The sequence below is a fragment of the Occallatibacter sp. genome, assembly GCF_049582745.1.
Lineage (GTDB): Bacteria > Acidobacteriota > Terriglobia > Terriglobales > Acidobacteriaceae > Telmatobacter.
Genome location: NZ_JBAUUO010000010.1, coordinates 74,646 through 101,106, shown reverse-complemented (window position 1 = coordinate 101,106; position 26,461 = coordinate 74,646). Strand labels below are relative to the sequence as shown.

Sequence of the window (26,461 nt, the reverse complement as noted above, 5' to 3'; positions counted from 1 at the left end):
TACGCCGCAAAGAACTTCCCTCGCAGATCGTTCGAGTATGGTTCCGGCATCTGGGTGTGCGGACAATCGCCACCTTTAGCTTGCAACACAAATGACCCCGTGCACAGTAACTAGTGAAATGCTCTAGTCGCCTCAACAATGCTCTTCGCATTCTCTAGCGTCTCTGCCCGGCTCACCGCTGCCGTCCCGTCCTTGCGTCCCAGTGAAAACGCCAGCCCCGCACTCGTCGTCGAGAGTGCCGCATATTTTAAACTCGTCAGAATGCGCGCCGATCCCGGATCCCACGGGTTGCCGATCACGAAGGGCTGCTTCCGCTCGTGCAGCGTCTGAAAAATGACCGCCTTTTCCGATTGCGTCATCATGAATCCCCTCTATCCGAGAATGGCAGAAACTGCGCCGGCTTGCGATGCCAACGAAGATAATGGTACGGCTCATCCCGAGCGCGTACACGTCGCATCCTACTTCCTGGATATCAATTGTTTTCTCGCGATGGGGAACCGGGCCACATGAATGAGCGTCTATCTTGATTAGGAGAACGTTGCCCTGCAGATTGGAATGGATTTGAGCACAAGCACGATCACGATCTCTCCACGAATGCGGATGCGCGCCGCGTTCGCTCTGGCGATCGTTGCGGACCTTCTTCAGATTGCCGTCTTTCCCATGTTCATCGAGGGCGCCGCATCGCCCGTGGATGATCTCCTCGACCTGGGGATGGCGGGAGCGATGAGCTTCCTTCTCGGCTGGCATTGGGAATTTCTGCCATCATTTTTTGGCAAGCTCGTTCCCGGCGTCGATTTCGTTCCACTCTGGACGATGGCAGTTGCCAACGTCTACCGCAAGTCGAAGCGATTCGAGGTCAAGCCCGAGGGGCCGGTCATTGAGGGAGAGCCCGCAGGCAAGGATGCACGGCGAAAGTGAGCCTTGTTCGGAGCCGAGTAATCTCAGCGCCGATGATAAAACGGCAGCACAATAAACAGCGCGATGCAGATGGCCGCAACCAGGGCAACCGCCAGCAGGCCGTAAGCCACTTTGAGGTTTGGTCCCGACGGCTCGTCGTCTGTCGGATCGGGCGGCTGCTCGGGCCCGTGCGCGTCACTCATACTTCAGAGCCTCTACCGGATCCATCTGCGCCGCACGCGTAGCCGGAACCGTACCGAACACCACACCCACTACTGTCGCCGCCGCCAGCGCAATCACCACCGACCACATCGAAATCGGCAGCGAATAATCGGAGAACAGGCGAATCGATAACGGAATGGCAAGCCCCACGATGCAACCCGCGAGCCCGCCGGTCAGCGAGATGATCACCGCTTCGGCCAGAAACTGAAGCTTGATCTCGCGATACGTTGCGCCCAGCGCCTTGCGAATGCCGATCTCGCGAATGCGCGCCCGCACGTTGGCCAGCATGATGTTCATAATGCCAACGCCGCCTACCGCAAGCGTCACCGCCGCCACCAGCACCAGCACCGCCGTCAGCGCGAGCGCGATGCGGTTGGCCATCGTGAGCAGTTCGCGCAAATCGAATGTTTTATAAACCGAACTCGGCTTGTGCCGCCCCTGAATCACACGCTGAATCTCCCGTGTGGCATCAGGAACTTCGTCCATGCTGCGGATCGTGAAGTAGAGCTGCTTCACGTCGTCGGTTCCAGTAAAGTATCGCGCAACCGAGAAAGGAATCAGAATCGTTTCGTCCGCGATCTCCGTCTCGCCAAAAGTGTCCACGCTCTCCTTGAAGATGCCGACTATCGTGAACGGAATTCCCTGGATCGAGAACTCCTTGCCCATGGCCGCATCCTCGCTGCCGAACATATCGCGCGCAAAGGGCACGGTGACCACCGCGCACATCATGTGTGCGCTCTCATCCTCCTCGTCAAAGAAGCGCCCCGAGAGCACGATCAGGTTACGGACCTGCCTGTACTGCGGACTCACTCCCAACACGAGAGTGTCCTTCACCACTCCGCTGCCAAAGCTGATGTGGTCATGCGATTCGAGCACCGGCGATGACGCCACTACGCTTGGCACCTGCGCCAGCACTGCCTTCTCATCTTCGCGGGTGAGAAAGTCGTTGTAATTGACCTTCTCGGCTCCGACTGCGCCGCCGCCCGAGTACTCGACCTCGACTTCGTTGGTGCCGATCTTCTGGATCTCGTTCAGGATAAACAGCCGCCCCGTCAGACCGATCGTCACCACCAGGATCACCGATGCCGTCCCGATCACCATGCCCAGCGCCGTCAGCGCAAAACGCAGCTTGCTGGCGCGAAAGCTATCGATGGCCAGCTTCAGGATCTCGCTCATCAGCATGGTGCGGCGCGCACTCAGCAGAGTCTGCTGAAACGCGGCGTGCCGGGCTTGTTCAACAACAGGATTCATTCTTGGCCTGCAGGATAGGATGCGCCATGAAAGCGGTCGGCTTCAGCACATTCGTTGGACGTGCGGGGTGGCAAAGCTGATGCTCCATATTTCAATCAGGCGAGATTCTTTACGGCCGATCGTACTTCTCCAGCCACTTCAACTCCTCGCGCAACTTGATGTAGCCATGCCACGGGTTCTTGCCGAGGCCGTGCCCCTCGCCCGGAAACACCAGGAACGAGTGTGGAATCCCCAGTGACTGAAGCGCGCGCTCCATCGTCTCGCCTTCCAGAAAGCTGACTCGAATGTCCGCACCGCCCTGCACCAGGTGCACAGGAGTTTTTACCTTGTCGAAACGGAACAATGCCGCTTCATCCTGGTAGAGCGCTGGGTTCTCCCACGGCCGTCCGCCCAGGTACCACGCGTCGTCCCACGTCTCGTCGTCGTTGCCCCAGTTCGCTGCGTGCTCCACTGCGCCCGCACCTGTTACGGCCGACTTGAACCGCGCGGTCTGCGTAATCAGCCAGTTGGTCATGTAGCCGCCGTAGCTGTACCCGCCGATCGCGAGATGGTCCGGATCCGCATATCCGTCCTTCACGAGCGCGTCCACGCCGGTCAGAATATCCCGCCCCGGTTTCGACACGAGGTGCGGCTCGATCTGCAGCATGAACTCGTCGCCATAGCCGGACGACCCGCGATAATTCGGCCGAAATACGAGCCAGCCGTTGTCCGCCGCAAATGTCGCCCAGTCATACCAATCCGCGCCAAACCGGTTGCCATCCGCATCCGCCGGGCCGCCATGGATCAGGGTAAACATGCGCAGGTGCTTCGCACCCTTCTTGCCCGGTGGGAAAATAAGCATTCCCTCCACCGTCTGACCGTCATCGGACTTCCAGGTGTAGGGCTCCCACTCCGGCTGCGCCCTTTCTGCAAATACCGAATTGAAGTCCGTAAGCCTCTTCAGCTTGTCAGGGTGCTGCGGATCGGCGGCGAGATAAACCTGCGTTGGATCATTTACCGTCGAGTGCCTCACCAGAAGCGCATCGGCCGTATGCGCCGGATCGAGCCCGGCATAGCTTCCCGCGATACCCGGCAGCTTCGTCGCCTTCTCCCCTTCGATCCGGTAAACCTGCGTCTCGATGCCCTTGAGCCCGAGAGCGAGTTCGCGTCCGTCCGCCAGCAAAATGTATTGGTCGAGCGACCCGTCGAACGACGCACCAAGTCGTTCGGCGTTGCCTGAAGCCGGATCGATCCGGTAGAGCCGTCCCTGCACATCGCGATATTTCCCCTCCAGCGAGCCTGCCGCAGCATTCACGGCAAAATGAATCCAGTGCCCGTCCGGCGACCAGCGAAGATTTGATTCAACGGCCTGGTTGTGCGTCAGTTGCTGCGCGCTGCCACCTGCTGCTCCGACCAGAAAAATTTCGTAGTCCGCCGGGTTCTCAATCCGCTTGTGGATTGGCTCGGTAAGGAAGGCAACCTGCTTGCCATTCGGCGAGGGCGCAATCTCGCTGATTGCCAGATCGACCTTCGCTATCGTCTCCGCGCCTGCCGCGAGCTTCGAGGAGGGTTCTGCGTTGGCTTTAGCTGCCTTGGGAACCTCTTTAGCTAGAGGCACCGCAACCGCCCGCGCCAGCGCCGGGGCTACCTCGACCTTCAGTAGAACGTCGCCGCGATACTGCTCGCGCCAACGCACCACGTCCTTCCACTCGTCTTTCCGATCATCCTCCTGGACATGCGTGAGCGGTGACGTGGCCGAGAAATAGATCGCCGAGCTGTCCGGCGCCCACGCAAATGCATGCACATCCAGCTTCTCGCTGTAGAGCGGCAATGCCTCGCCACCCGAAGCGGAAATCAGCCATATACGGCTCGATTTCCCATCTTCGTTTCCCGCATCGCCGCCTTCTGAACCCGCCGGCGCCCGGTCCGAGACAAACGCGATCCACTTCCCGTCCGGACTCCAGCGCGGCTGCTCGTCCGTCCCCGAGTGAGTCAGCGGTTTCAAGCCTGCCTGTGCGCTCCACAGCCAAAGATCGTGGCGATAAACGCTTGCCTTCCAGTCCGGCGTCTCCGTGGCAACGACGGCGGCAGACGCGTCCGGCGAAAGGCTGGTTGTGGTGATCTCGGTGGTGTTCAGGTACTCATCAAGCGTGATCGTGCTCCTGGGAACTTGTGCTACGGCGAAGCACGAACACAGGCAAAGCGAGGTCGTGAAAGCGCGACGAAAAAAGAGGTGCATATGAGCACTATACCGGTCTGACCGCAGGGGTTAGCATGGCCTGTGGATACCGGTGTCTACGAGATCGAACCATGAAAATCGACGCACATCAGCACCTCTGGAGATACAGCCCCACCGCATATGACTGGATCGACGGCAAAATGACAGTGTTGAAGCGCGACTTCCTGCCAGGCGATCTGCAGCCGCTGCTTGCCGCGAACGGATTTGATGGCTCCATAGCCGTGCAGGCCTGCCACACGATGGAGGAGACGCAATGGCTGCTCTCGCTCGCCGAAAAGAGTGACTTCATCAAAGGTGTCGTCGGTTGGGTCGACCTCTGCTCTCCCAACCTGCAGGCGCAGTTGGATAGCCTTGCGCATCTTCCCAGGCTGGTCGGCATTCGTCACGTGGTGCAAGCGGAGCCCGACGACGAATTCATGCTGCGCAGCGATTTTCAGCGGGGCATCGCTCGTCTCGCCGGCTACGGCCTTACCTACGATCTGCTTGTTTATCCACGCCACTTGCCCGTCGCCGCAAAGCTGGTGCAGGAATTCCCTCAGCAGCCATTCGTCCTCGATCACATCGCCAAACCCGGAATCGCCGACGGCCTGATAGAACCGTGGTCCCGCGACATCCGCGAACTGGCACAATGTGAAAACGTCTGCTGCAAGCTGTCGGGCATGGTCACCGAAGCCCGTTGGAAACATTGGAAACCTGAAGACTTTCGCCCGTATCTCGACGTGGTCTTCGAAGCCTTTGGCCCGCAGCGTCTGATGATCGGCTCCGACTGGCCTGTGTGTACCTTGTGCGCCCCCTATGCCGAGACCATCGCCATCGTGAACGACTACATCCGGCAACTCGACCTTACCCAGCAGGAGCAGATTCTGGGCGGCAATTGCGTTTCGTTCTACGGACTGCAATGATTGGGAAGCGCTTGGCTTCAGTCCCAGCGATCACCTTCATTTCAGAGTGCCGCCAGTGTTAGATTGGCTCTAGCGCGAAAGTGGCGGAATTGGCAGACGCACCAGACTTAGGATCTGGCGGGGTAACCCATGAGGGTTCGAGTCCCTCCTTTCGCACCATCCGCATTCCATTCCGCGCCGCGCCCGACCGCACGCGGCGCGGAGTGCTTGCATACTTCCCACAGGCTGTGCAGCGTGAATCCGCCCCTGACAGAGTAATCTGAAGAAACTATGAGCCCAACTCCGCAACAGCCCCAGATGAACGTCGTGCAGACTCCGGACTATCGCGAGTCCTACGCCAACAGCGTGCAGGTGCGCGTGAGCGTGTGGGACTTCTCGATGGTCTTCGGCCTTGCCTCCAGCGACAGCCCCGACCAGGTCACGATCCGCAACCACCAGGCCATTTTTCTCAGTCCGCAACAAGCCAAGGCGCTCTGGAACGTGCTGGGACAAAATCTCTCGCAGTACGAACAGGCCTTCGGCGCCCTCAATCTCGAACCGCAGAACATGAACTTCCCGCCGGGGCCGGTCAATTAGCGTTGTCTGAGGATAGCGGAGGCGCTCCCCGCCTGCCGCCGATGGGGCACTCGCCGGCGAGAACCGCCAGCGATCAGAAGACATACTCATGAGCAGGCGATTGCGTCTGAGAACGATCCTCGAGCCGCGCATGGACGTGCCATTCCCGCTCTGGTTGGTGTTTCCGGTCATCTTTGCCCTGCTGTATGTCAGTCACGTTTCGTTGCTGCGCCTGCCCTACTATTGGGATGAGGCCGGCTACTATATTCCCGCTGCGTGGGACTTCTTCCGCACCGGTTCCCTGATCCCAATTACCACTATGTCGAATGCGCACCCGCCGCTTCCCAGCGTCTATCTTGCGCTATGGTGGAAACTTTCCGGCTTCTACCCGGAGGTGACCCGGGAAGCCGTACTGATGATTGCCTCCGTCGGCCTTCTCGCCGTCTGGCGGCTCGCGCATCGTGTCGCCGGTTCCGGTCAAGTCGCCTTCTGGACAGTCGTGCTGACGACCTTGTACCCCATCTGGTTTGCACAGAGCACCCTGGCCCAAGCCGATATTTTCGCTGCGGCCTTTTCGCTCTGGGGATTGGTTTATGCGCTGCCCGACGGCGATCGCAAGCCGCGTGTTGCCGCCTTGTGGTTCACCGCTGCCGTGCTTTCGAAAGAGACTGCCATCGTGATTCCGATGACGCTGGCGGCGATGGCGCTGGTGGATGGATTTCGTTCAGCGCAGCCACATCGGAAGCGCCACCTGATCGACGCCGCCTGGTTTGCAGGATGCGTCATCCCGCTCGTCGTGTGGTACGGATGGCACTTCTCCAAAACCGGATTTGTCTTCGGCAATCCGGAATTTCTCGAATACAACGCTGAAGCCAATTTCGAGCCGACGCGCTTTCTGGCGGCTTTTGGACACCGCATTCTCCACCTCACGGCACACATGAATATGTTTGTTCCGTCGCTGCTTACCATCGCCGCTTTGATGCTGAGACCACGCCTTGACGCGGAAGGTCACGAACGCCCTCGCATCGGCACTGAGGTTTTGTGGCGGATCTTTTTCATCCTCCTTGCAAACGCAGCGTTCTTCAGCGTTCTGGGAGGTGCGCTGCTTACCCGTTACTTGCTGCCCATGTATCCGCTGGTCCTGCTCGTCGCCGTCTCTACATTCTCGCGCCGGGTGCCGTTTTGGCAGGCGCTCGCTCTCTTCTCGGCCTCGGCATTCATTGCAGGCCTCTTCATCAACCCGCCTTACCGCTTTGCACCCGAAGACAACCTGGAATATGCCCGCGTAATTCGATTGCACATGGCCGGCATCGCGCAGCTCAACAAGCGATACCCCGGATCCACGGTTCTTTCCGCATGGCCCGTTACCGATGAACTCACCAAGCCGGAACTGGGCTACGTAAAGACGCCGTACCAGGTCTACCGCCTCGAGGACTTCACCTCCGGACAGATCGATCGCGCCGCAGACAACCCCGGTGGCTACTCGACAGCCCTCGTCTTTTCGACAAAATACGATCCTCCCTCGCTGCTTCTGAACCTCGGACCGAAGAGTGAAGCCCTCGACGAAAGGTACTTTGGCTTGCATCACGATCTGCCGCCCGAAGCAATTGCTCTGCGCCTGCATGGAACCTTGAACTGGGAGCGCGAAGATCACGCCCAGTGGATCGCACTTATCCGATTCAACCGGCAGTTTGAAGCCCACGTTGAGTTGCCGCGTCCCGCACGATGAACTGCCCGACACCTTCGAGACAATGCGATGAATAAGCCGAAACACCTATAATCAAACCTGTTGTGCTCATTCTGAATCGATTTCGCGGATGGTTACGGCCGGTGCTTGGATGCGCAGGATTCCTGCTGCTTGCGGGCCTGACGTTGTATAGACATGCCGATGCCCAGGCTGCCGCAACCGATGCTGAGAGCGTGGGGAAAAACCGGATTCTGCTGGTCCTGCCTTTCGACAACGGCACCGGGCAGCCCAATCTCGACTGGATTCGCGAAGCTGCGCCTGAGATTCTCGATGCACGGTTCGCTTCCGCCGGCTTCGCGCCCATGAGCCGCGAGGACCGCACATATGCGCTTGACCATCTCGGCCTGCCGCAGCAGTTTCAGCCCTCGCGGGCAAGTGCACTCAAGCTTGCGCAGACGCTGGATGCCGACTCCATTATCGTCGGCAGCTACCGCATGGAGGGGACCGGCATCGTAGCCGAAGCTCGCGTTCTTGACGTTCCCCGTCTGCGCATGAGCGACCCAGTTGTGGCGCATGGTGAGATGCGGGACTTGATTGCCGTATTTGACTCGCTCGCGTGGCGCCTCACCCGCATCATGGATCCAGGATTCAGCGTTGCACAGGATACATTTCTTGCTGCCGGAGCCGGGCTCCGCCTCGACTCCTTCGAACAGTACATCCGCGGCATCTCAGAGCCGGACCAGCAGGAACGCCAGCGTCATTTGAAGCAGGCCGTTACCCTCAGTCCGAATTTCAGCCCAGCATGGATGGCGCTCGGCCGCGAGGATTTTAACGGACAGCAGTATGAAGAAGCTGCGTCGTCCTTCGCCAAGGTGAGTCCAAACGATCCTGATGTTTTGGAGGCGGGCTTTTACGGCGGTCTTTCCTTGCTCTACTCCGGTTCTTATAAGCGGGCAGAGGATGCCTTTGCGGGAGTGGCACGCGAATTGCCCCTTGGCGAAGTGCTGAACAACGAAGGCGTCGCCGTAAGCCGTCAAAATCACGACGGTACCGGCCTGTTTGTGCAGGCGGCCGCTGCTGACCCGAATAATGCCGACTACCACTTCAACCTCGCCGCGAGCCTCAAGCGCCACGGTTCCGAGGCGAGTGCTTTGAACGAACTGAACCAGTGCCTGAAACTCCGGCCCAGCGACACCGAGGCCCAACAGGTGCTCGCGGCGTGGAAGGCCCCCAAGGCCGCGGATGCCGATGAAGCGGGCGAACCGATCGAGCGCATCGTGCGTACCTTCGATGCGGTTGCGTTCAAGCAGGCGGCGGTGGTGATGGATCAGTTGGAGACAACTCGATTGGCAGCGCTTCCGCCCCACGACCGGGCTGTGAAACTGGCCGCCCGCGCCAAGGACTATTTCAACCGCGGGCTGCTCCTCGAAGCCGAGCGGTTGTACCAGACAGCGGAGGCGGACGATGCGCAGCTCGCCGATGCCCATGCCGGATTAGCCGCCGTTCGCGAGCGCACCGGAGACCTGAATGCAGCCCGGAAGGAGGCGAATGAGGCCTTGAAGCTCTCGCCTTCGCTGGATGCATACCTGGTGCTGGGAAGGCTCGATCTGGCGGCGAATCACATGGACGACGCGAGCCGCGATATTGGAGAAGCGCTGAAAATCGATCCCGGCAGCGCCACGGCGAAAGAGTTGAACCGGGAAATCGAGGCGAGGTCCGGGAAGAAACCGTAGCGATTGGAGTAAGTTATGCTTCGGCACGCGAGTGGATTTAAGTTCCGCGAACTCTTCAGCCTGATCGCAATGATCGGGCTCGCATCCGCCGGAGCCGTGCGTGCACAGCAGCCGGTGGTTGACAAGCTTGTCCTCGACGACACGATCCAGTCCGTCAGCGCCGGACTACTCGAGCGGGCCATTGCGCACGCCAACAGCCAGGGCGCCGCCGCTCTGCTGATCGAGATCAATACTCCCGGTGGCCTCGTCGATTCCATGCGTACCATGGCAGGCGCGATCCTCAGTTCCCGCGTGCCCATCATCGTCTATGTTGCCCCGGCGGGTGCGCGTGCTGGCTCCGCGGGATTCTTTCTGCTGGAGGCCGCCGATATTGCCGCCATGGCGCCCGGAACCAATGCCGGCGCTGCGCACGTAGTCTTCGAAGGTGGAAAGCCCGACGAAGTTCTGAGCCAGAAGGTGGAGAACGACGCCGAGGCATTTCTGCGGTCCTATGTCGCCAAACGCAATCGCAATACTGAGGCGGCGATTGCCGCAGTTGCGTCGTCGCACTCTTACACCGCCGAAGAGGCTCTGAATCAGCACCTCATCGACGTGATCGCGCCTAATGACGCGCAACTGCTCGACGCGATCGACGGGCGTCAGATCACGCTTATAGACGGCTCAAAGCTGACCCTGCACACCAAAAACGCACAAATCGAAGTTGTGCAGCCCACCCTGCGCGAGAACCTGCTCGGTTGGCTGGTGAACCCCAACATTGCGCTCCTGTTTCTGGTCGGCGGCGCGCTGCTGATCTATCTTGAATTCAACACCCCGGGAACCATCGTGCCGGGCGCATTAGGAACGTTGATGGTGCTGCTGGGCATCTTCGCTCTCGACTTGCTGCCCATTCGGTTTACAGCAGTTTTGTTGTTAATCGCGGCATTTGCGCTGATGTTTCTCGAAGCCAAGTTCGGCGGCCACGGCGCGCTTGCATTAACAGGGATTGTTTGTTTGACCTTTGGGACGTTGACCCTGGTTGCCGCTCCGATTCCGGAACTCCGCGTAAACCCGTGGGTCGCCGTGGGAGTGAGCCTGGGATTTGGAACCATCACTGTCCTCCTAGTCAGGCTGGCCATACGCGCGCGGCGCCTGAAAGCCAGGCTCGGAGCTGACGCGCTGGTGGGCAGCGAAGCGTCTGCCATGGAGCCGCTCGCGCCTGAAGGCCACGTGCTGGTGGAAGGCGAGATATGGCTAGCCGTGGCAAGCGAACCGGTTCCAGCGGGCGCTAGGCTGCGCGTAGTGGGGCACGAGCAATACCTGCTCCGTGTTGCCCCGGCTGAGTCGGCGGCGACACCGCGCACGGCCGCCTGAATTGATGCGAGAGTACAATCCGTGCTGAGTGGGGGAAAGCGCTATGCCCGATGTTTCGGTTCCAATTCTGATTGCAGTTGCCATTGTTGTTCTGTATCTCGTCAATTCCATCAAGATTCTGCGTGACTACGAACGGGCTGTGATCTTTCGCCTGGGCCGCGCACTGCCCGTTCCGAAGGGGCCAGGAATCATCTTGGTCTTCCGCCCCTTCGATCAGTTGGTTCGCATCTCTCTGCGGCAGGAAGTGCTGGAAGTTCCGGCCCAGGATGTAATCACACGCGACAACGTGACGCTCAAGGTGAATGCAGTCGTCACTTTGTACGTAGTCAATCCCAACGCTGCTGCCATCAAGGTGGCGAATTATGTGTACCAGACCTCGCAATTTGCGCAGACAACACTGCGCTCCGTCCTGGGCGAAGTGGAATTGGATGAGCTTCTCAGCCATCGCGACAAGCTGAATCTGAAGATCCAGACCATCATCGATCAGCGCACTGAGCCATTTGGCGTGAAGGTGATCTCGGTGGAAGTGAAGCAGGTGGATCTGCCGGAGCAGATGCTGCGCGCCATGGCGAAGCAGGCAGAGGCAGCGCGCGAAGCCCGCGCGAAGATCCTTCACTCACAGGGCGAGTTCGACGCAGCGCAAAAACTGGTGGACGCGGCGGCACTGCTTGCCACGCAGCCCATCACGCTACAGCTTCGCTATCTGCAGACGCTCACCGAAATCGGCGTCGAGAAGAACACAACCATCGTGTTCCCGTTGCCCATTGAACTGATGCAAATGCTGAACAAGCTGACTCCAGCCTCAATGCCTCCGAAGCCCGCGAGTGACAACTCGTAGAACCGAGTCCCCAAGAACCGATCGAGGATCTTCCTGAGTCCAAGAGCGAAGAATGATTCGAGACTTCAGCAAAGATGAACTGGAAGCCGAGGAGAGCGACCGGGACACCGAACTCACCCTAGGAGGCGGCACGCTCTTCGTTCTCGGCTGCGGGCTTCTGGTTCTCTGCATGGTCTGTTTCAGCATCGGGTACTTCGTTGGCCATCGCGCGCCGGTGTCAGCAACGACCTCGTCGCCATCCCCGTACGCGAAGCCAATCCCTATTCCAACTGCCTCGGGCCCCAAACCTGGAGCAGCCGGGCAGCCGCCGGCGAGGCCGCAGGCGATTGCAACGGCGGATGTCTCCAATCCTCCCTCGGGAGCCATTAGAACGCCGATCCCGGCCCAAGCCTCTGCTGTGCCCGGTAATCCAGGTGCGCCACAGCCTCAGGTAAAGCCGGTACTTGATTCCCAGGTACATCCTGCACTTGCCCTACAAACCAGCGGGGCGCAATCCACTTCCGTACTTCAGGTGCAGCCGGCGATGACGCAAGTCCAGGGCTGGATGGTGCAAATTGCCGCGGTCTCGCATCAAGAGGATGCGCAAGTGCTTGTCAATGCACTGCGCAAACGGGGCTACTCTGTGACCGCTCGTCGTGAAGTCGGCGACAGCCTTATCCACGTGCAAACTGGTCCCTTCGCAAATCGAAACGATGCAAACGAGATGCGCCAAAAACTGTTGAACGACGGCTATAACGCCATCGTGCAGTAGATCGATGGCTACAGTGGGACCCAAAGCCGTACGAACCTCAGACCTTATCTGAAGCCATCCGCCACTCCTCCAACGAACAAACCTGCATCGGTCTATTGGCCTCTATCCGGCGGCCTGATGGACAGGTAATCTGCACTGGCTGTGGCGAGATCGGTAACAACGTGGAGTCCCCACAATTCGAGTCCAACAAGGGCGAACATTATGACGATCCATATGGCCTTTTCTCGGCGACTAATCGTCTCCCATTGTCTATAGAGCGGCACGAGTACCCCAGCACAGCTAAAACGGCAATCCAACTGCCAACAGGCAGGTGTGATTGCCACCAGCGATGAACAGGAAGCTGGCGCACGGATCGATCATGCCGCAACGCTCTCATTGGGTGCTGTCCTATGTCGATGAGACTTTGAGCAATCGTCTGGTTAGCCAAGTCGGTTATTGCCTTTACTTGGGCAATAACGAACTTGACGCACAAGTGTGTTTCGTTCGACAATGGGTCAAAGTGCTTACCTACGCCAAAATTAGGAGGCTGTTCTCGTGGAAGAATTCCGGTTGGGTTCCAGAATTTGCCGCCGGTACGTTGGGGTTCGGAATGATCGAACTCCATCATTTTTGGGTGGCCTACATTTTGATTGCTTTTGCTGGCCTATGGCTTATCGCGTGGTGGGAGTGCTCTGACTTTCTTTACAAGCAGACCTTGAATCGCCAAAAGGCTAAGGCTCGAATCAAGGCAAATAAACCTGATACGGCGCAAAGGTACAGACATGAACTTAAAAAAGAATTGGTCTACCGCAGTGGAGGCGTGGTTGTGGGAGTCGCAGTACTGGTTGCCGCGTTGGGTTATGTTGACTGGGAAGAGACAGCCTTCGAACTACAACAGACTATTGGCATCCTGACTCCAGCGGACGATCCAATGCCACCAAATCCATGCAGACCAATGCCATCTGCACCAACCTTATCTTCCATGCGTGTTTATTCCGCCGGGGGGATGAGTTGGTCCGATAAATCGAGGATCGTTCTGGTGCAGATCGGCAACCAAGACATGTTGTCGATTACGCGAGAGGGAAGACAGATATCCGTTTCGGGAGATATCTATACGCCAGACGGTGATGCTGTCCATATCGAGGGCAATAGTTTTGAAACTCCCCAGAATGGTGCATTCAGACCCAAGAGGCCCGATCGACATACTCTCAAGGTCTTTGATAAATGGCATCAAGAGGTACTGAATATTCGATTTCTCAACGACCATGCCATTAGGGTGCAGGGGATTTTCTGGAAACCAGGGAGGCTATTTCCTCTGGTTATTGATGGTGAAGCAGTTAAATTTGGAAGCGCTTCATTCGGTCATCCATGTAACGCTAATACAGATATCATCATTGGGGTCGGATAGGTGAGCCTATGAAACCTGAATACCGGAATGGAACGGAAGCGCGAAAGAACTTCGAAGAAGGAATGAAGAAGCTCTTTCGCGTTCCGAAGTCAGCAGTAACAAAGAAACCAAAACCTAAGAAGGGAGATCGCGAGAAGTGATGCGCTTTCCCCGTCCCCACCGTTTGAAGCGTGTGTCAGTCCGCTCCACTGTTCATCAGTTGAGCATAGGTGAGGCGACGTCCTACCGCTTGCATCATAGCGAGAGCGAAGCGGTCTTCATCGGTAAGCGGATTGTCCTTCGTCGCGCGGTTGTTGAAGCGGAACACTTGCTCCGCGACATAGCGGTCAAGGTGAAATGGTTCGACGGCGACATAGGTGCCCTTGAGGCCGCGTTTCAACAGGCTCCAGAAGTTCTCGATTCCGTTGGTGTGAACCTGCCCACGGACGTATTCCTGCAAATGGTTCACGGTGTCATGCACGAAATCCTTCTCCGCGAGTTTGTAGTAGCCCTGCGCCTGATCGGTGTACACGGTGGACTTCTTGTCCACGTTCTCAAGAATCATGTTTTGCAAAGTCTCGCGGTTCGTGTTGGGGATGACCTTGGCGCGAACCTGCCGCGTCTCACGGTCACGGATACCCATGACGATAGCTTTCTGCGACCATCCGCCAATCGGCTGCCCCTTGTACTTCTCGCGCACCTTGGAACGGTGCATGTTGCGGATGCGACCACCTATAAAGGCTTCGTCTACTTCCACCGGGCCGCTATCGGAACCACCCATCTTGGAAATGCTGCCAGACTTCATTGCTTCCCGGATGCGATGAAGCATGAACCATGCCGACTTTTGGCTAACTCCCAAAGCACGATGGAGTTCGTAGCTGCTGATTCCGTTCTTGCAGTTGACGAGCATCCAAAACGCTGCCATCCACTTGTCGAGTCCAAGCGCAGAGTCTTCGAACACCGTACCAACCTTGAGAGTGAACTGCCTTTTGCAGCCGTTGCAGAACCACAGTTTGCGCGTCCCACCCTTCTTTGTGGTGGCGTTCACAAACGAGACCTTCTCGGAGTCACAGCGGGGGCAGTAAACCTTGCCATCAGGCCAGCGAAGCCACTTCGCATACTCAAAAGCCCGCTCCGGGTCACCGAAGTAAACTATTGCCTGCTGAAGAGTTACCGGCTTTTTCATGTTTCGCACCTTCCGACTAAGAACATTATCGCTCTTTCAGATTTGTGCGTCAAGGTTATTATTGCCTTTACTTGGCATTTGGATTGAGGCGTTTAGCGGAAATCTTGGACGGAAAGGCTTGACTCCACTAGGCGGTGACTTGGGGGGAGTCCGCGCCACATCGGCGCTAAGGTCACCCATGTCCTGATAGCGGAAGATGGGGAACCCAGATCGTACGTGGACCAGCCGCCTATTTCCACCCTCACGCGCGGGACGACACTCCGGAATCCTCCAAAGCATTGAGGAGAGCGGTCTTTCAAAACCTGACCGCTCGCGGTACTTCGGAGTTTCGTTTGCACGAAGGTGCTACCTCGAGCAGGTTAAGGTGTGGGTAAAATCGCATTGAATCTGCGTGCTGAAGACCGAAGCGGAGGTTGAATGGCTGTACGCGTTAGCTGGCTGGAAAAGGCTCTAAAACCTGATTCCGATCCGATCGCAGCATCCTTTGGATGGCTGGAGAAGTTTCTGGCGCCCGAGGAGGATAGGGCGGAGCGCCGGCGCGTGGATCAGTTTGCGGCCTACCGCTGGAATGGTTCGGCCCTGACGCAGGAGGCGGTCAGGGATATCAGTTCGACGGGCTTGTATCTTGTGACAAAGGAACGCTGGGAGCCCGGCACAATTCTCACGCTGAACCTGCAGCGGGAAGGATCTTTGGAACTGGACCCGGCGCGCCGGATCACCACGCAAGCGAAGGTTGCGAGGTGTGGAACGGATGGTGTGGGACTGACTTTCCTTTGGTCGAAAGACGATCCGGAGTCGCGCCGTTGGGAGACTCTGCTGGAGTCGCTGATCGAGCAAACGAAGCCGCGAGACATGCAAAGCCTCGTGCAAATGGTCGAAGCCTTCGCGTTTTTAGGTCGCATCTGTTCAGAAGGCGCTGAAGAAATCGGGGAGTGGGTTCGCACCAGGGCAAGCAGCCATAAGGTTCTGAACGCTGTTTCGATTGCACTGAAGACAGAGAACGTGCTTGGCCTTGACCTCGCAGGTACCAGAGCGCGTGTCAATCCGCAGGTCGCAGTGCGCATTCTTGAAATCGGATCAGGCACGGACGAAGAATGGCTGCATGGATTCTGGGCCGGCCTTTTGATAACGTCGATCTCGCCCGATGGAAGAGACACGACGAATCTGGAGTTTGTTGAATTGTTCAGCCAACTCACCTCGATTCCGATCCGGATCTTCACGGTTGTATGCACACGAGCAACGAAGGTCCTTTCGGAATCAGGCAAAGTCATCGCGAAGCCGCTGGCCTGCAATATGGAGGAACTGGTTGCAACAGTAGGATCGCGAGGATCTCTGATAGAGCGCGACCTCGAAGCTCTGTCTGGATTTCAATTAATAGAGATAAGAGCCGGCAGTGCCTCCGCGCTGCTGAGGAGTAACGAAGTCTATATCACGCCCACGACTCTCGGATTGCAGCTGTTCGCGCTTTGCAATGGGCATCGAGGAACCCCGCGGGAGTTCTATTTCTAGCTTTCCCATGCCTTAAAAGCGAACCCCTTTGACAGGCTTAGGGATACCCGGCTAATCGAGAGCACAGGATTTGGGCAATGTGCCTGGGCTAGGAGGATTCCCAGCGCTTTTGCCGGACCGCGCTGCATCGACTGAGCTAAACTGCACAGACTTTTTTGGTCTCGGATGCAAGGCTGAGGTATGCTCAGAAACCGCAAGGGCACGTTCAATACGGACAGATACTTATCAGCCACAGGACCAGGACGAAGAATTATTCGCCTCAAAGCGAAGCAGGTCTTTTCTTCCCAGGGAGAACGAGCGGACTGCCTGTTCTATCTGAGGACGGGCCGTGCCAAGCTTACGGTCGTCTCCAGAGGCGGCAAAGAAGCCACGGTTACACTACTGACTCCGGGAGACTTCTTTGGCGAGGAATGCATGGCTGGGCCAAACGAACAACGCACGACCAGCGCCACGGCCATTACCGTCTGTGTGGTGCTCAAGATCGATAGCGAGGAATTGACCCGCGTCCTGCATTCTGAGAATGCATTCTCAGACTTGTTTGTGCAGTTCGTTGCACACCGAAGCAGCAGAACTCAAGCCGATTTGATCGATCAATTATTTAACAACAGCGAACGGCGCCTCGCGAGAACACTTCTGCTAATGGCAGACTACGGCAAAACGTCCGATCCGGTGACCGTAATTCCCAAGGTCACTCAGCAGACCCTGGCGGAGATGATTGGAACGACTCGTTCGCGGGTAAGTTTCTTCATGAACCGCTTCAGGAAGCTCGGCTACATCAGCTATAACGGCCGCATCCATATTCATGAATCGCTGCTCAGCATGGTGCTCCATGACAAGTTGCCTGAGCAGAACGCATCGCGGCCCACACTCCTCGACCCCCCGCTGAGTCGAGCACGAAACGCAATTGCGCCGTGTTCAAAATTGACCAGCGCCGCTTTTGAGCATCCGCTAAAGTATTTCTTTCCCCCCCAACATTGAGTCTCGAAGGAGACGAATAGTGACACCTCAGGCAAGTTCGAGTTTTCGCCACACGCTTAACACGGACGTTCTACACGATGCGACCAGCACCGGTCGGGATTCAGTCTCGCCAGTCGGAAATAAATCTGAACTTTTCTTCACACGAGCATGGACGGACCGCACGGATCGAAAGACAAGTGAGTTGAACCGTCCATTATCACCGAGCCTTTTAGAAGCAATCCGCTTCCTCCTCAAGAGAATTGAAGGAACCTCCTATCCGACCCAAGACCCCATTGCAATCGAAAACATCAAGGCCTACCTCCGTTGCCGGATTGCTGAACTCGAAGTGGCAGAAGGGTTGAGGCCGCAAGGATTAGGAGCAATCGAGCCTTCCTTTTCGCCCAACACGGACGGCTGGCCGCAAGCACAAGGTCGTGGGCTTCGATCTCCAGCGATCCCGGCCCCATTCCAACAGGACCTAAATGAAGATGAAGATCTGTCTAACCGGAACAGACCGGTAACACGATCCGAGCGGGGTTCACACCGTAACCAATTCTCAACGTTGATCACCGAAAGGAGCACATGATCGCCTCTCAGCTGACCTGCCATTTTCCGCACAGGCACAATAAGGACGGTTCGCACGATTCAATTTGCATTTTGTGCTTCGCGACAATTGCATCGGTTCAAAATGAAGCCGATCTCGCGCAACATGAGCAAAATCATATATGCGATATGGTTTTTCTCGATTACACCAGTCAAACCTGTCGAGTGCCGAGCCGGCACTTTTCCGACGAATTCGTCGAACAGTCGTGATTCTGACGAGTGGTATTCAAAGAACGCTGATCAGTTCTTTACCCGCTATTCGACATAATATCCTCCATTTGACGAATACCGAAGTCATCATTGGTGGCTTTGCTCTCGTCCTCATCATCATTTTTGTTTTGGCGGCATTCCTCGACAAACGCTGGGGAACAGCGGCTGCGCATCGCGACTTCGGCGCTGACGAAAAACCCAATTCCCTCAAGCAAATCTCCAAAGGCATCGACAAAGATGGGTCGAGCAAACTCTACACGCGTTATGCGGATTTAAGTGCCCGTGCTCTCGGCACCGCTGAGCAGTGTATTGCTTTCCGCGTCGAGAAACACCAGAATCTCGCGGGGGATTGATCCAGGGATCCGGTTGCAGCGGCTCTTCTCGGGTGTGCCTACGGACGTGGCCGACGCGAAAAAAGCGGGCAGAACCATTTTCATTCGTTAACATCTAGCGGAGGGCTCCGCGCCGCGAATTCCCTGCCCCCTGCGCTAGCCTGGCACGACCATTCCCGATTTTGCTGAACCAAGGTCCATACATCAGGGGTCCATGCAAAGGAGAAGCATGAAGATTTTGAGCCGCGTGTTACTGGTTGCCGTTTCGATGGTTTTGATTGGAGCCTGCGTACAGGCGCAGGTGGACGAGAAGGTTTTCTCAGACATGAAATGGCGAGAGATTGGGCCGATGCGCGCCGGGCGAACGCGTGCGCTGGCCGGGGTGCCGAGCGAGCCGGCGACGCTTTACCTGGGCGCGGTGAATGGCGGCGTGTGGAAGACGACGGACGCGGGCTCGACTTGGCATAGCGTGTGGGACAAAGAATCGAGCGGGTCGATTGGCTCGATTGCGGTTTCTCTGAGCGATCCGAACACCATCTATGCGGGAAGCGGCGAGGGGCTGCAGCGGCCGGATCTTTCGACGGGAGATGGGGTGTACAAGTCGACCGATGCGGGCAAGACGTGGACGCATCTGGAGGGACTGCGCGACGGGCAGCAGATCGGACAGATTGCGATTGATCCGAAGGATGCGAACCGCGTGTTTGTGGCGGTGGAGGGGCATCCGTTTGGACCGAATGAGGAGCGCGGGCTTTATCGCACCGACGACGGCGGGAAGACATTCAAGCGCGTTTTGTTTGTCAGTAATAAAACCGGCGCGTCAGAGGTGCAGATCGATCCAACGAATCCGCAGATTGTGTTTGCGGGAATGTGGCAGCGGCAGGAGGCGCCGTGGGAGAACGGGTCGTTTGGCGGCGGAGAGGGCGGACTGTATCGCACGACCGATGGCGGCGATACATGGAAGAAGCTGACGGGGAATGGGCTGCCGGATGAAATTTTGCAGTTGCAGATGACGATTTCGCCGAGCAATCCGAAGAGGATTTATGCGGAGATCGCGCCGGTGAAGGGGCCGGTCTGGCTGTATCGGTCAGACGATGGCGGCGACCACTGGGTGCACGCGCCGGAAGACGACTCGCGGCCGGAGGAGCGGATTGGCGGTGGGGATGTTCCAGTGCCGCTGGTCGATCCCAAAGATCCCGACACGGTGTACGTGGCCAGCATTGTGAGTTGGAAGTCGACAGATGCCGGCAAGACGTGGAAGGCGCTGCGCGGATCGCCGGGTGGGGACGATTATCAGAATGTCTGGGTGAATCCGAACAACACGAAGATCATTGCGCTGGCCAGCGATCAGGGCGTGGTGATTTCACAGAACGGCGGCCACAGTTGGGCGGAGTGGTACAACCAGGGGACCGCGCAGATGTATCACGCGACGACGGACAATGCGTTTCCCTATCGCGTGTGCGGCGGTCAGCAGGATTCAGGATCGGCGTGCGTGCCGAGCCGCAGCAATGATGGGCGCATCACGTTTCACGATTGGCATCCGGCGGGCATTGAGGAATACGGATATGCGGCGCCCGATCCGCTGGACCCGGACATTGTGTACGGCGGCAAGGTTACAAAGTACGACCGGCGCACAGGGCAAATCCAGGACGTGGAGCCGAAGCCGTTGCGCGGGTATCGCGCGTTGCGCACCGAGGCTCTGATGTTTTCGCCGGTCGATCCGCACAAGCTGTACTTTGCTACGAACACGCTGTGGCTGACGGAAGATGGCGGGAAGAACTGGAAGGAAGTGAGTCCCGATCTGTCGCGCGAGACGTGGCAACTGCCGGCGGTGGTGGACGACTACAAGGACGCGCCGGCGGCGAAGGTGACGCAGCGCGGCGTGATTTACTCGCTGGGACTATCGCCGCTGGATGGGAACCGGCTGTGGGTCGGCACCGACGATGGGCTGATCTGGACGACGGAGGATGCGGGTGGGCACTGGACGAACGTGACGCCGCCAGCGATGAAGGCTTTCTGGAAAGTCTTCAACATGGATGCGGGACACTTTGACGCGCAGACGGCGTACGCGGCGGTGAACACGATGCGGCTGGATGACATGCGGCCGCATTTGTTCCGCACGCACGACGGCGGCAAGAGCTGGACGGAGATCGACAACGGACTTCCGGATGGAGCGGCGACGAGCGCGATTCGCGAAGATCCGAAGCGCAAGGGGCTGCTGTATGCGGGATCGGAGACGCAGGTGTATGTGTCGTTCGACGACGGCGATCACTGGCAGAGCCTGCGGCTCAATATGGCGGCGAGTTCGGTGCGGGATCTAGAAGTGAAGGGCGACGACCTGATTGCGGCTACGCATGGGCGCGGCTATTTGATTTTGGATGACGTGACACCGCTGCGGCAGGTTGCGGCGGCAACTGAAAGCGAAGTTGCGCATTTGTATGCACCGCAGACAGCGCTGCGCATTCGGAATGATATGAATCCGCCGACGCCGTGGCCTGCGGATTTTCCTTCTACGAAGAATCCGCCGGATGGGGCGGTGATTGATTACTACCTCGGCGCGAACGTGTCGGGCGTGGTGACGCTGGAGATTGTGGACGGCAAGGGGCAGACGATTGCGCGCTTCAACTCGGACGATCCGATGCCGAAGCCGGACCCGCATTATTCCGTCCCGTCAGTGTGGGAGCGGAAGCCGCGCGTGCTGTCGGCGGCGCCGGGACATCATCGCTTCCTCTGGGACATGCAGTATCCGCAGGTGCCGGGACTGTCGACGGGACCGGATGACATGCTGGCGACTCCGCACGATACGCCGCAGGTTTCGACGGCTCCGTGGGTGATGCCGGGCGAGTACACGGTGAAGTTGATTGCCGGTGGGAAGACGCTTTCGGAGCCGCTGAAGGTGGTAATGGATCCGCGGGTGAAAACGCCGATGGCGGACCTCGAGCAGCAATTCACCGTGGCGAAGCGGATGTATGACGACGTGATGAAGGCGACGGCGGCGTTGCACGAGATCAGCGTGCTGCGCGAGCAGCTGAAGGCGCGCAAGGGTCAGCCGCCAGTAGGGCAGGCTGGGCCGACGATCGATTCGAAGCTCGATGCGATTGCGGGGCCTGAGCATGGCGGGCGCGGATTCGGACGCGGACCGGCTGGGCCGGCGACACTGGGGTCGGTACGGATGATTCTGGCGCGGCTGGAGCACTCGATCGAAGCTGCGGATGCGGCTCCGACGACGGCGCAGAGCGAGGCGGCTGAGACTGCGGCGAGACCGCTGGATGGGCTGATCGAGCAGTGGGAGAAGGTGAAAGCGTCGGATGTGAGGGCGCTAAACATTGAGTTGAAAAAGCAGCACCTCGCGGCGATCGATCTCGATACGCGGGGATTGAATCGCAGGCTCGAAGATGAACTCGAGATGGGCGACGAGGAGTAGACATCTTCAGAATTGCGACGGAAAGCAAAATGACCACCCCAGGGTGGTCATTTTGCATGGATGCAAGCTGCTTGCGTGAGACTGCGGTCTAGCGGTGATGACCGCCGCCGCCGTGGCTGCTCGAGTGTCCGCCGCCACCAGAATTGCCGCCGCCGAAGTGACCTCCTCCACCACCGGAATGGCCACCGCCAAAGTGACTGCCGCCGCCTCCGAAGTGACTGCCTCCGCCACCGCTGAAGTGTGGAGCCGAGGGGGCTTTGTACCCACCGCCTCTGCCACCACCCCAGAAGGAGTGGCCACCTCCGCCGAAGCTTTGGGCCTTGGGAGCTTTGTAGCTCCCGCCGCCGTAGCTGTATGCCTGGTGGCCGCCGCCGAAGGAGCGGAATCCGCCGCCCGATGGAGCGTGCGCAAAGCCGGAGCTTCCATAGGTGCTCGATCCGCCGTAGTTGCGCGAGCCGCCTGCATATCCGCCGCTGTATCCGTAGGAACGGTTCACGGAGCCGGAGCTATAACCGGGCGAGCGATAGGCCTGTGTGTTGCTGCCGCCGAAGCCGGGACGCATGCCGTAGTTCTGCAGAGGATGGCCATAGATGCCGGGTGATCCGTAGGACCCGCGGCCCGCGTTTCCGTAGGCTTCGCGGGCTCCGCCGTAACCGCCCTGGGCGAATGCGCGAGTGTTGCCGTACTGCTGGGGTCGCCCCGTGGCCTGGGGCGTGCGATTGCCGTATCCGTAGCTGGACTGGCCGTTGCCGTAGCCACCGCCGCGACCGTAGGTGCTGCCATTTTGGCCGTAGCCGCCGCCACGAGCGAAGGTGTTGCCGTTCTGGCCGTAGCGCTGACCGAAGCCATTACCGCCATGGCGCTGCCCGTAGCCGCCATAGGTGTTGCCGGAGGACTGGTAGCCGTTGCCGTGGCCGTAGGTATTGCCGTTGCCCTGGTATCCGCGGCCGAAGTTTCCTCCGTTGCGATTGCCGAAGTTGCCCTGGTTTCCGAATGCGCGCTGGTTGCCAAATGCGCGCTGGCCGCCGTTAAAGGCGCGGGGCGTGGGGCTGGTGGCATGGGGGAAGTTGCCGCGATCGAGACCGGAGCGGAAGGTGTTGTGTTGCCAGCCACCGCGACCACCGCGGTCACCCCAGCCGCCGCGACCGCCCCAGCCACCATGATCGCGGAAGCCGGCCAGCTCGCCGTGTGCTCCCCAATAGCGGCCGCCGCCGTGAGCAAAGCCCCAGTCGCGAACTTCGCCGCTGTGCGTGCACCACACATCGCCACCGAAGAAGATGGCGTGCGAGAGCCAGTCAAGGCCCCAGCCGAGCCATCCAAAGGGAGTGACGGAGAAGGCGTCCATGGCAATGCCGGGACCCCATTGAAGCAGAGCGTTGCCGACAAAAGATCCGATGGCCCCGAGGACGTTGTAACCAGGGTACGGGTCTACGGGCTGTCCGTAAGCCTCCCATGGGTTGTACTGGGGCACGTAGACGACCTGCGGCGTGGGCGGGGCGATCTCGATATTGCCCTGGTCTTCGATCACGTCCTGCTGCGGAGTGCTCTCAAGATTGCCGGCGGCCTGGGCGCGATCGCGCATCACCTGGACGGTCTGCATCACGTCCTGCGGCTGGTTGTAATAGGCGTTCCCGAGGTCGGTGGTCCACTGCAGGTTCTGAGCCATCTGGTCGAGCACCTGCGGAAAGGCGGTGAGCGCCTTGATGCTTGGATCCCATGAGGTCTGCGCGTTGGCGCCCGCGGCAATCTGGTCAGGCGGTGCGCCCCCTTGCATGTGCAGCCACTGGTCTGCGGCGGCTACCTGCGCCGGATAGGTGGAGGCTGCCAGAACCATGGAAACGAGGTTATCGGGGTAGAGAGCGATGGGGGCGATCATCTGTTCGAGGCGGTCGGGGTTGAGGGCCTGCGCCGGCTGATAGGGCTGGGCGATGCCCTGGGTCGGATCGTTGTAGCTCTGTTGTTGCTGAGGGTATCCCTGCTGCGGGTAGCCCTGCTGCTGGCCATAGGCCGGAGGCTGCTGATGTTGGGGCGGCTGCTGGTATTGCGGAGTTGGCGAGTATTGGCTCGCCGTGGCGCCGGGTTCGTCGGCAGGCCAGTTGGGAATCGGGGAGGGTTCCTGCGCCACCGCAGTAAAGCCCGCCAAACCAAATCCGATGAGGGCCAATGCCGGGATTGAGGGGCGGAACCGGCAGAATCGATGCGCTGACTGACCGTTGAGACCTTCAAAAGCGTTGGGAGGTAAACCCGAGAGCGATGTACAAGAGAGCGAACGCAAGGTACGCAGATCGAATTGGGGTTTCATTATCCCTCACTGGATTCGTGCGAAGCGCCGCTCTGACTTGAAAGCATTTGTCATCGCCGAGTGCTCGTGTACGCCTGTTGTGGCTTCCGATCGGAATGAACCGTCGCATTGAACCGCCGCAGAGGTACCTAAATAGCAACCCTGAGACCGCGGGTTAGTTTCGCGGATGTAACGGAATTGTTGAAATTAGGCAAGGTCGACGGGATGGGGTGTGGCAAGCGGGGACCGGATGCCAGAGGGTAGAGTCGGGGCAGAACTGCTGTGTTTTTCTAAACATGTGCTCGGCGGAGGAGGGCAAAACAGAATGCCGAAGGCTGCGGCCTGATTAAGAAAAAGCCACTAGAAGGAGGCGGTATGACTCCAATGTTGTGGACCGAAAAATCTGCTCAAGGGAATACAATCGACTCGCTATGGCAACCGTGACACTTCCTACCGAAATTCCGCCGCGCTCGCCCAAGGGCGAGTTCCGCAATGAGCCGTTTACCGACTTCAAGAACCCCGAGAACGCCCGCAAGATGCAGGCTGCGCTGGACTTGGTGGCCAGCCACCTCGGTCACGAATACGACCTGATCATTGGCGGGCATCGCCTGAGAACCGACGGCAAGATCAAGTCGTTCAATCCAGCGCGGCCGGCGCAGGTGGTGGGCATCCACCAGAAGGCCGACGCGGAGCATGCCGAGAAGGCAATGCAGGCCGCGCTCGATGCATTCGAGACCTGGAGCCGTACGTCGGTAGAGACACGTGTCTCTCTGCTGCTGAATGCGGCGAAGATTATTCGTGAACGGCATTTTGAATTTTGCGCATGGCTCACGTACGAAGTGGGCAAGAACTGGGCCGAGGCCGACGCGGATGTTGGCGAGACGATTGACTTTCTGGAGTTCTATAGCCGCGAGGCCCTCCGGCTGGCGAAGGCGGAGACGCCGATCCAGTTGCCGGGTGAGATCGATCGACTGATGTACATTCCGCTGGGCGTGGGCGCGGTGATTCCGCCGTGGAATTTTCCGTTTGCGATTATGGCGGGGATGACGGTGGCATCGGTGGTCACGGGAAACACGGTGATCCTGAAGCCGTCGAGCGATTCGCCAACAATAGCCGCGAAGTTTGTGGAAGTGCTGGAGGAGGCCGGGATGCCGGGCGGCGTGGTGAATTTCTGTCCGGGATCGGGCGCGACATTCGGCAACGCGATCGTGGAGCATCCGAAGACGCGGTTCATCGCGTTCACTGGGTCGCGCGACGTGGGCCTTGAGATTCACGAGCGCGCAGCGAAGCACCAGAAGGGACAGATCTGGATCAAGCGGACGGTGCTGGAGATGGGCGGCAAAGATTCGATCCTGGTTTGCGCGGATGCGGATCTTGACGCTGCGGTGGATGGCGTTGTTGCTTCGGCATTCGGATTCAGCGGGCAGAAGTGCTCGGCGTGTTCGGGGGCGATTGTCGAGGCGCCGGTGTACGACATCTTTGTGGAGCGCGTTCGCGAGAAGGTGGCCAAGCTCACAGTAGGCGATCCTGCGACGCATCCCAACATGGGGCCGGTGGTCAACAAGTCTGCAATGGATTCGATCCTCGGCTATATCGAGAAGGGCAAGAAAGAAGGCCGGCTGGTTGCAGGTGGCAAGGCTGTCGAAAACACAGAGGGCGGATTCTTCATCGAGCCGACAGTGATTGCGGATATCGCTCCGGACGCGGTGATTTCGCAGGAGGAGATTTTCGGGCCGGTACTGGCAGTGATCAAGGTTGCGGATCTTGATGAGGGGCTGCAGGTCGCGAACAATACCGAGTACGGACTGACGGGCGCAATTTATACCGGATCGCGTGAGGCGCTGGAGATGGCGCGGCGCGAGTTTCACGTGGGCAACTTGTATTTGAATCGCAAGTGCACGGGCGCGATGGTGGGTGCGCATCCGTTTGGCGGATTTAATATGAGCGGCACGGATTCAAAGGCGGGTGGGCCGGATTATCTGCTGCTGTTTACGCAGGCGAAGAGCGTGGCGGAGAAACTGTAAGACGCCCAATTTGGAAGTAGACAGCGTCCCTCGGGAGAGATTCTCTCGAGGGATTTCTGTTTTTTCTCGTGAATTTTGATTGAACAAGTTGAGAATCGTCGCGTTGATCGAGCAAAATGCAGTTTCCTTGATTCAATCTTAAGTTTTCAGAACTAATCTTGCTGACGA

20 protein-coding genes and 1 tRNA gene are annotated in these 26,461 nt (G+C 58.6%); 15 read left to right on the top strand and 6 right to left on the bottom strand.

The window, feature by feature from the left end:
- Positions 1-110 precede the first annotated feature (110 nt).
- Positions 111-362, bottom strand: coding sequence for an isocitrate lyase/phosphoenolpyruvate mutase family protein (locus WCA10_RS01350; protein WP_472820680.1), 252 nt, complete (start codon positions 360-362; stop codon positions 111-113).
- Positions 363-555: 193 nt separating this feature from the next.
- Between WCA10_RS01350 and WCA10_RS01345 the strand changes: the two genes are divergently transcribed.
- Positions 556-918 carry a hypothetical protein gene (locus tag WCA10_RS01345; RefSeq protein WP_472820679.1) on the top strand — a complete coding sequence of 121 codons (363 nt, stop codon included), beginning with the start codon at positions 556-558 and terminating at the stop codon, positions 916-918.
- Between the two features lie 23 nt (positions 919-941).
- Here WCA10_RS01345 and WCA10_RS01340 read toward each other — a convergent pair whose 3' ends face one another.
- The 3 genes from WCA10_RS01340 to WCA10_RS01330 form a co-directional block, all read right to left on the bottom strand.
- On the bottom strand, positions 942-1,100 hold the full coding sequence (locus tag WCA10_RS01340; protein ID WP_472820678.1) for a hypothetical protein: 159 nt from the start codon (positions 1,098-1,100) through the stop codon (positions 942-944).
- On the bottom strand, positions 1,093-2,370 hold the full coding sequence (locus WCA10_RS01335) for an ABC transporter permease (RefSeq protein ID WP_472820677.1): 1,278 nt from the start codon (positions 2,368-2,370) through the stop codon (positions 1,093-1,095). The genes WCA10_RS01340 and WCA10_RS01335 overlap by 8 nt, the downstream gene beginning before the upstream one ends.
- A gap of 109 nt (positions 2,371-2,479) precedes the next feature.
- A complete protein-coding gene (locus WCA10_RS01330; protein ID WP_472820676.1) occupies positions 2,480-4,588 on the bottom strand; it encodes a S9 family peptidase in 2,109 nt (702 codons plus the stop codon).
- A gap of 71 nt (positions 4,589-4,659) precedes the next feature.
- Here WCA10_RS01330 and WCA10_RS01325 point away from each other — a divergent pair, with 71 nt between their 5' ends.
- The 9 genes from WCA10_RS01325 to WCA10_RS01285 all read left to right on the top strand — a co-directional run bounded on the left by WCA10_RS01325 (position 4,660) and on the right by WCA10_RS01285 (position 13,791).
- Positions 4,660-5,490, top strand: coding sequence for an amidohydrolase family protein (locus WCA10_RS01325; RefSeq protein WP_472820675.1), 831 nt, complete (start codon positions 4,660-4,662; stop codon positions 5,488-5,490).
- Between the two features lie 74 nt (positions 5,491-5,564).
- Positions 5,565-5,649, top strand: a tRNA-Leu gene (locus WCA10_RS01320).
- A gap of 111 nt (positions 5,650-5,760) precedes the next feature.
- Positions 5,761-6,066 carry a DUF3467 domain-containing protein gene (locus tag WCA10_RS01315; protein ID WP_472820674.1) on the top strand — a complete coding sequence of 102 codons (306 nt, stop codon included), beginning with the start codon at positions 5,761-5,763 and terminating at the stop codon, positions 6,064-6,066.
- A gap of 88 nt (positions 6,067-6,154) precedes the next feature.
- Positions 6,155-7,774 (top strand): ArnT family glycosyltransferase, encoded by a 1,620-nt coding sequence (locus WCA10_RS01310; RefSeq protein ID WP_472820673.1) that lies wholly within the window; start codon positions 6,155-6,157, stop codon positions 7,772-7,774.
- A gap of 101 nt (positions 7,775-7,875) precedes the next feature.
- Positions 7,876-9,465 (top strand): tetratricopeptide repeat protein, encoded by a 1,590-nt coding sequence (locus WCA10_RS01305; protein WP_472820672.1) that lies wholly within the window; start codon positions 7,876-7,878, stop codon positions 9,463-9,465.
- A 15-nt stretch (positions 9,466-9,480) separates the two neighbouring features.
- Entirely contained in the window at positions 9,481-10,815 is a 1,335-nt protein-coding gene (locus WCA10_RS01300) for an NfeD family protein (protein WP_472820671.1), read from the top strand.
- A gap of 43 nt (positions 10,816-10,858) precedes the next feature.
- Positions 10,859-11,653, top strand: coding sequence for a slipin family protein (locus WCA10_RS01295; RefSeq protein WP_472820670.1), 795 nt, complete (start codon positions 10,859-10,861; stop codon positions 11,651-11,653).
- A 52-nt stretch (positions 11,654-11,705) separates the two neighbouring features.
- Entirely contained in the window at positions 11,706-12,404 is a 699-nt protein-coding gene (locus tag WCA10_RS01290; RefSeq protein ID WP_472820669.1) for an SPOR domain-containing protein, read from the top strand.
- 358 nt (positions 12,405-12,762) lie between these two features.
- On the top strand, positions 12,763-13,791 hold the full coding sequence (locus tag WCA10_RS01285; RefSeq protein ID WP_472820668.1) for a hypothetical protein: 1,029 nt from the start codon (positions 12,763-12,765) through the stop codon (positions 13,789-13,791).
- Between the two features lie 175 nt (positions 13,792-13,966).
- On the opposite strand, the gene WCA10_RS01280 is transcribed toward WCA10_RS01285, so the two are convergent.
- Positions 13,967-14,956 carry an IS1595 family transposase gene (locus WCA10_RS01280; protein ID WP_472820667.1) on the bottom strand — a complete coding sequence of 330 codons (990 nt, stop codon included), beginning with the start codon at positions 14,954-14,956 and terminating at the stop codon, positions 13,967-13,969.
- Between the two features lie 417 nt (positions 14,957-15,373).
- Between WCA10_RS01280 and WCA10_RS01275 the strand changes: the two genes are divergently transcribed.
- From WCA10_RS01275 to WCA10_RS01260, 4 genes are all read left to right on the top strand, one after another.
- A complete protein-coding gene (locus WCA10_RS01275) occupies positions 15,374-16,465 on the top strand; it encodes a PilZ domain-containing protein (protein WP_472820666.1) in 1,092 nt (363 codons plus the stop codon).
- A gap of 180 nt (positions 16,466-16,645) precedes the next feature.
- Positions 16,646-17,443 (top strand): Crp/Fnr family transcriptional regulator, encoded by a 798-nt coding sequence (locus WCA10_RS01270; RefSeq protein WP_472820665.1) that lies wholly within the window; start codon positions 16,646-16,648, stop codon positions 17,441-17,443.
- A gap of 704 nt (positions 17,444-18,147) precedes the next feature.
- The gene (locus tag WCA10_RS01265) at positions 18,148-18,588 is read left to right on the top strand and encodes a hypothetical protein (protein WP_472820664.1); all 441 of its coding nucleotides are present in this window, start codon (positions 18,148-18,150) and stop codon (positions 18,586-18,588) included.
- Positions 18,589-18,796: 208 nt separating this feature from the next.
- A complete protein-coding gene (locus WCA10_RS01260; RefSeq protein ID WP_472820663.1) occupies positions 18,797-21,988 on the top strand; it encodes a WD40/YVTN/BNR-like repeat-containing protein in 3,192 nt (1,063 codons plus the stop codon).
- A gap of 88 nt (positions 21,989-22,076) precedes the next feature.
- Here WCA10_RS01260 and WCA10_RS01255 read toward each other — a convergent pair whose 3' ends face one another.
- Complete coding sequence (locus WCA10_RS01255; RefSeq protein WP_472820662.1) at positions 22,077-24,290, bottom strand: DUF3300 domain-containing protein; 2,214 nt, start codon at positions 24,288-24,290, stop codon at positions 22,077-22,079.
- Between the two features lie 410 nt (positions 24,291-24,700).
- Between WCA10_RS01255 and pruA the strand changes: the two genes are divergently transcribed.
- A complete protein-coding gene (pruA, locus tag WCA10_RS01250; RefSeq protein WP_472820661.1) occupies positions 24,701-26,293 on the top strand; it encodes an L-glutamate gamma-semialdehyde dehydrogenase in 1,593 nt (530 codons plus the stop codon).
- Positions 26,294-26,461: the final 168 nt, after the last annotated feature.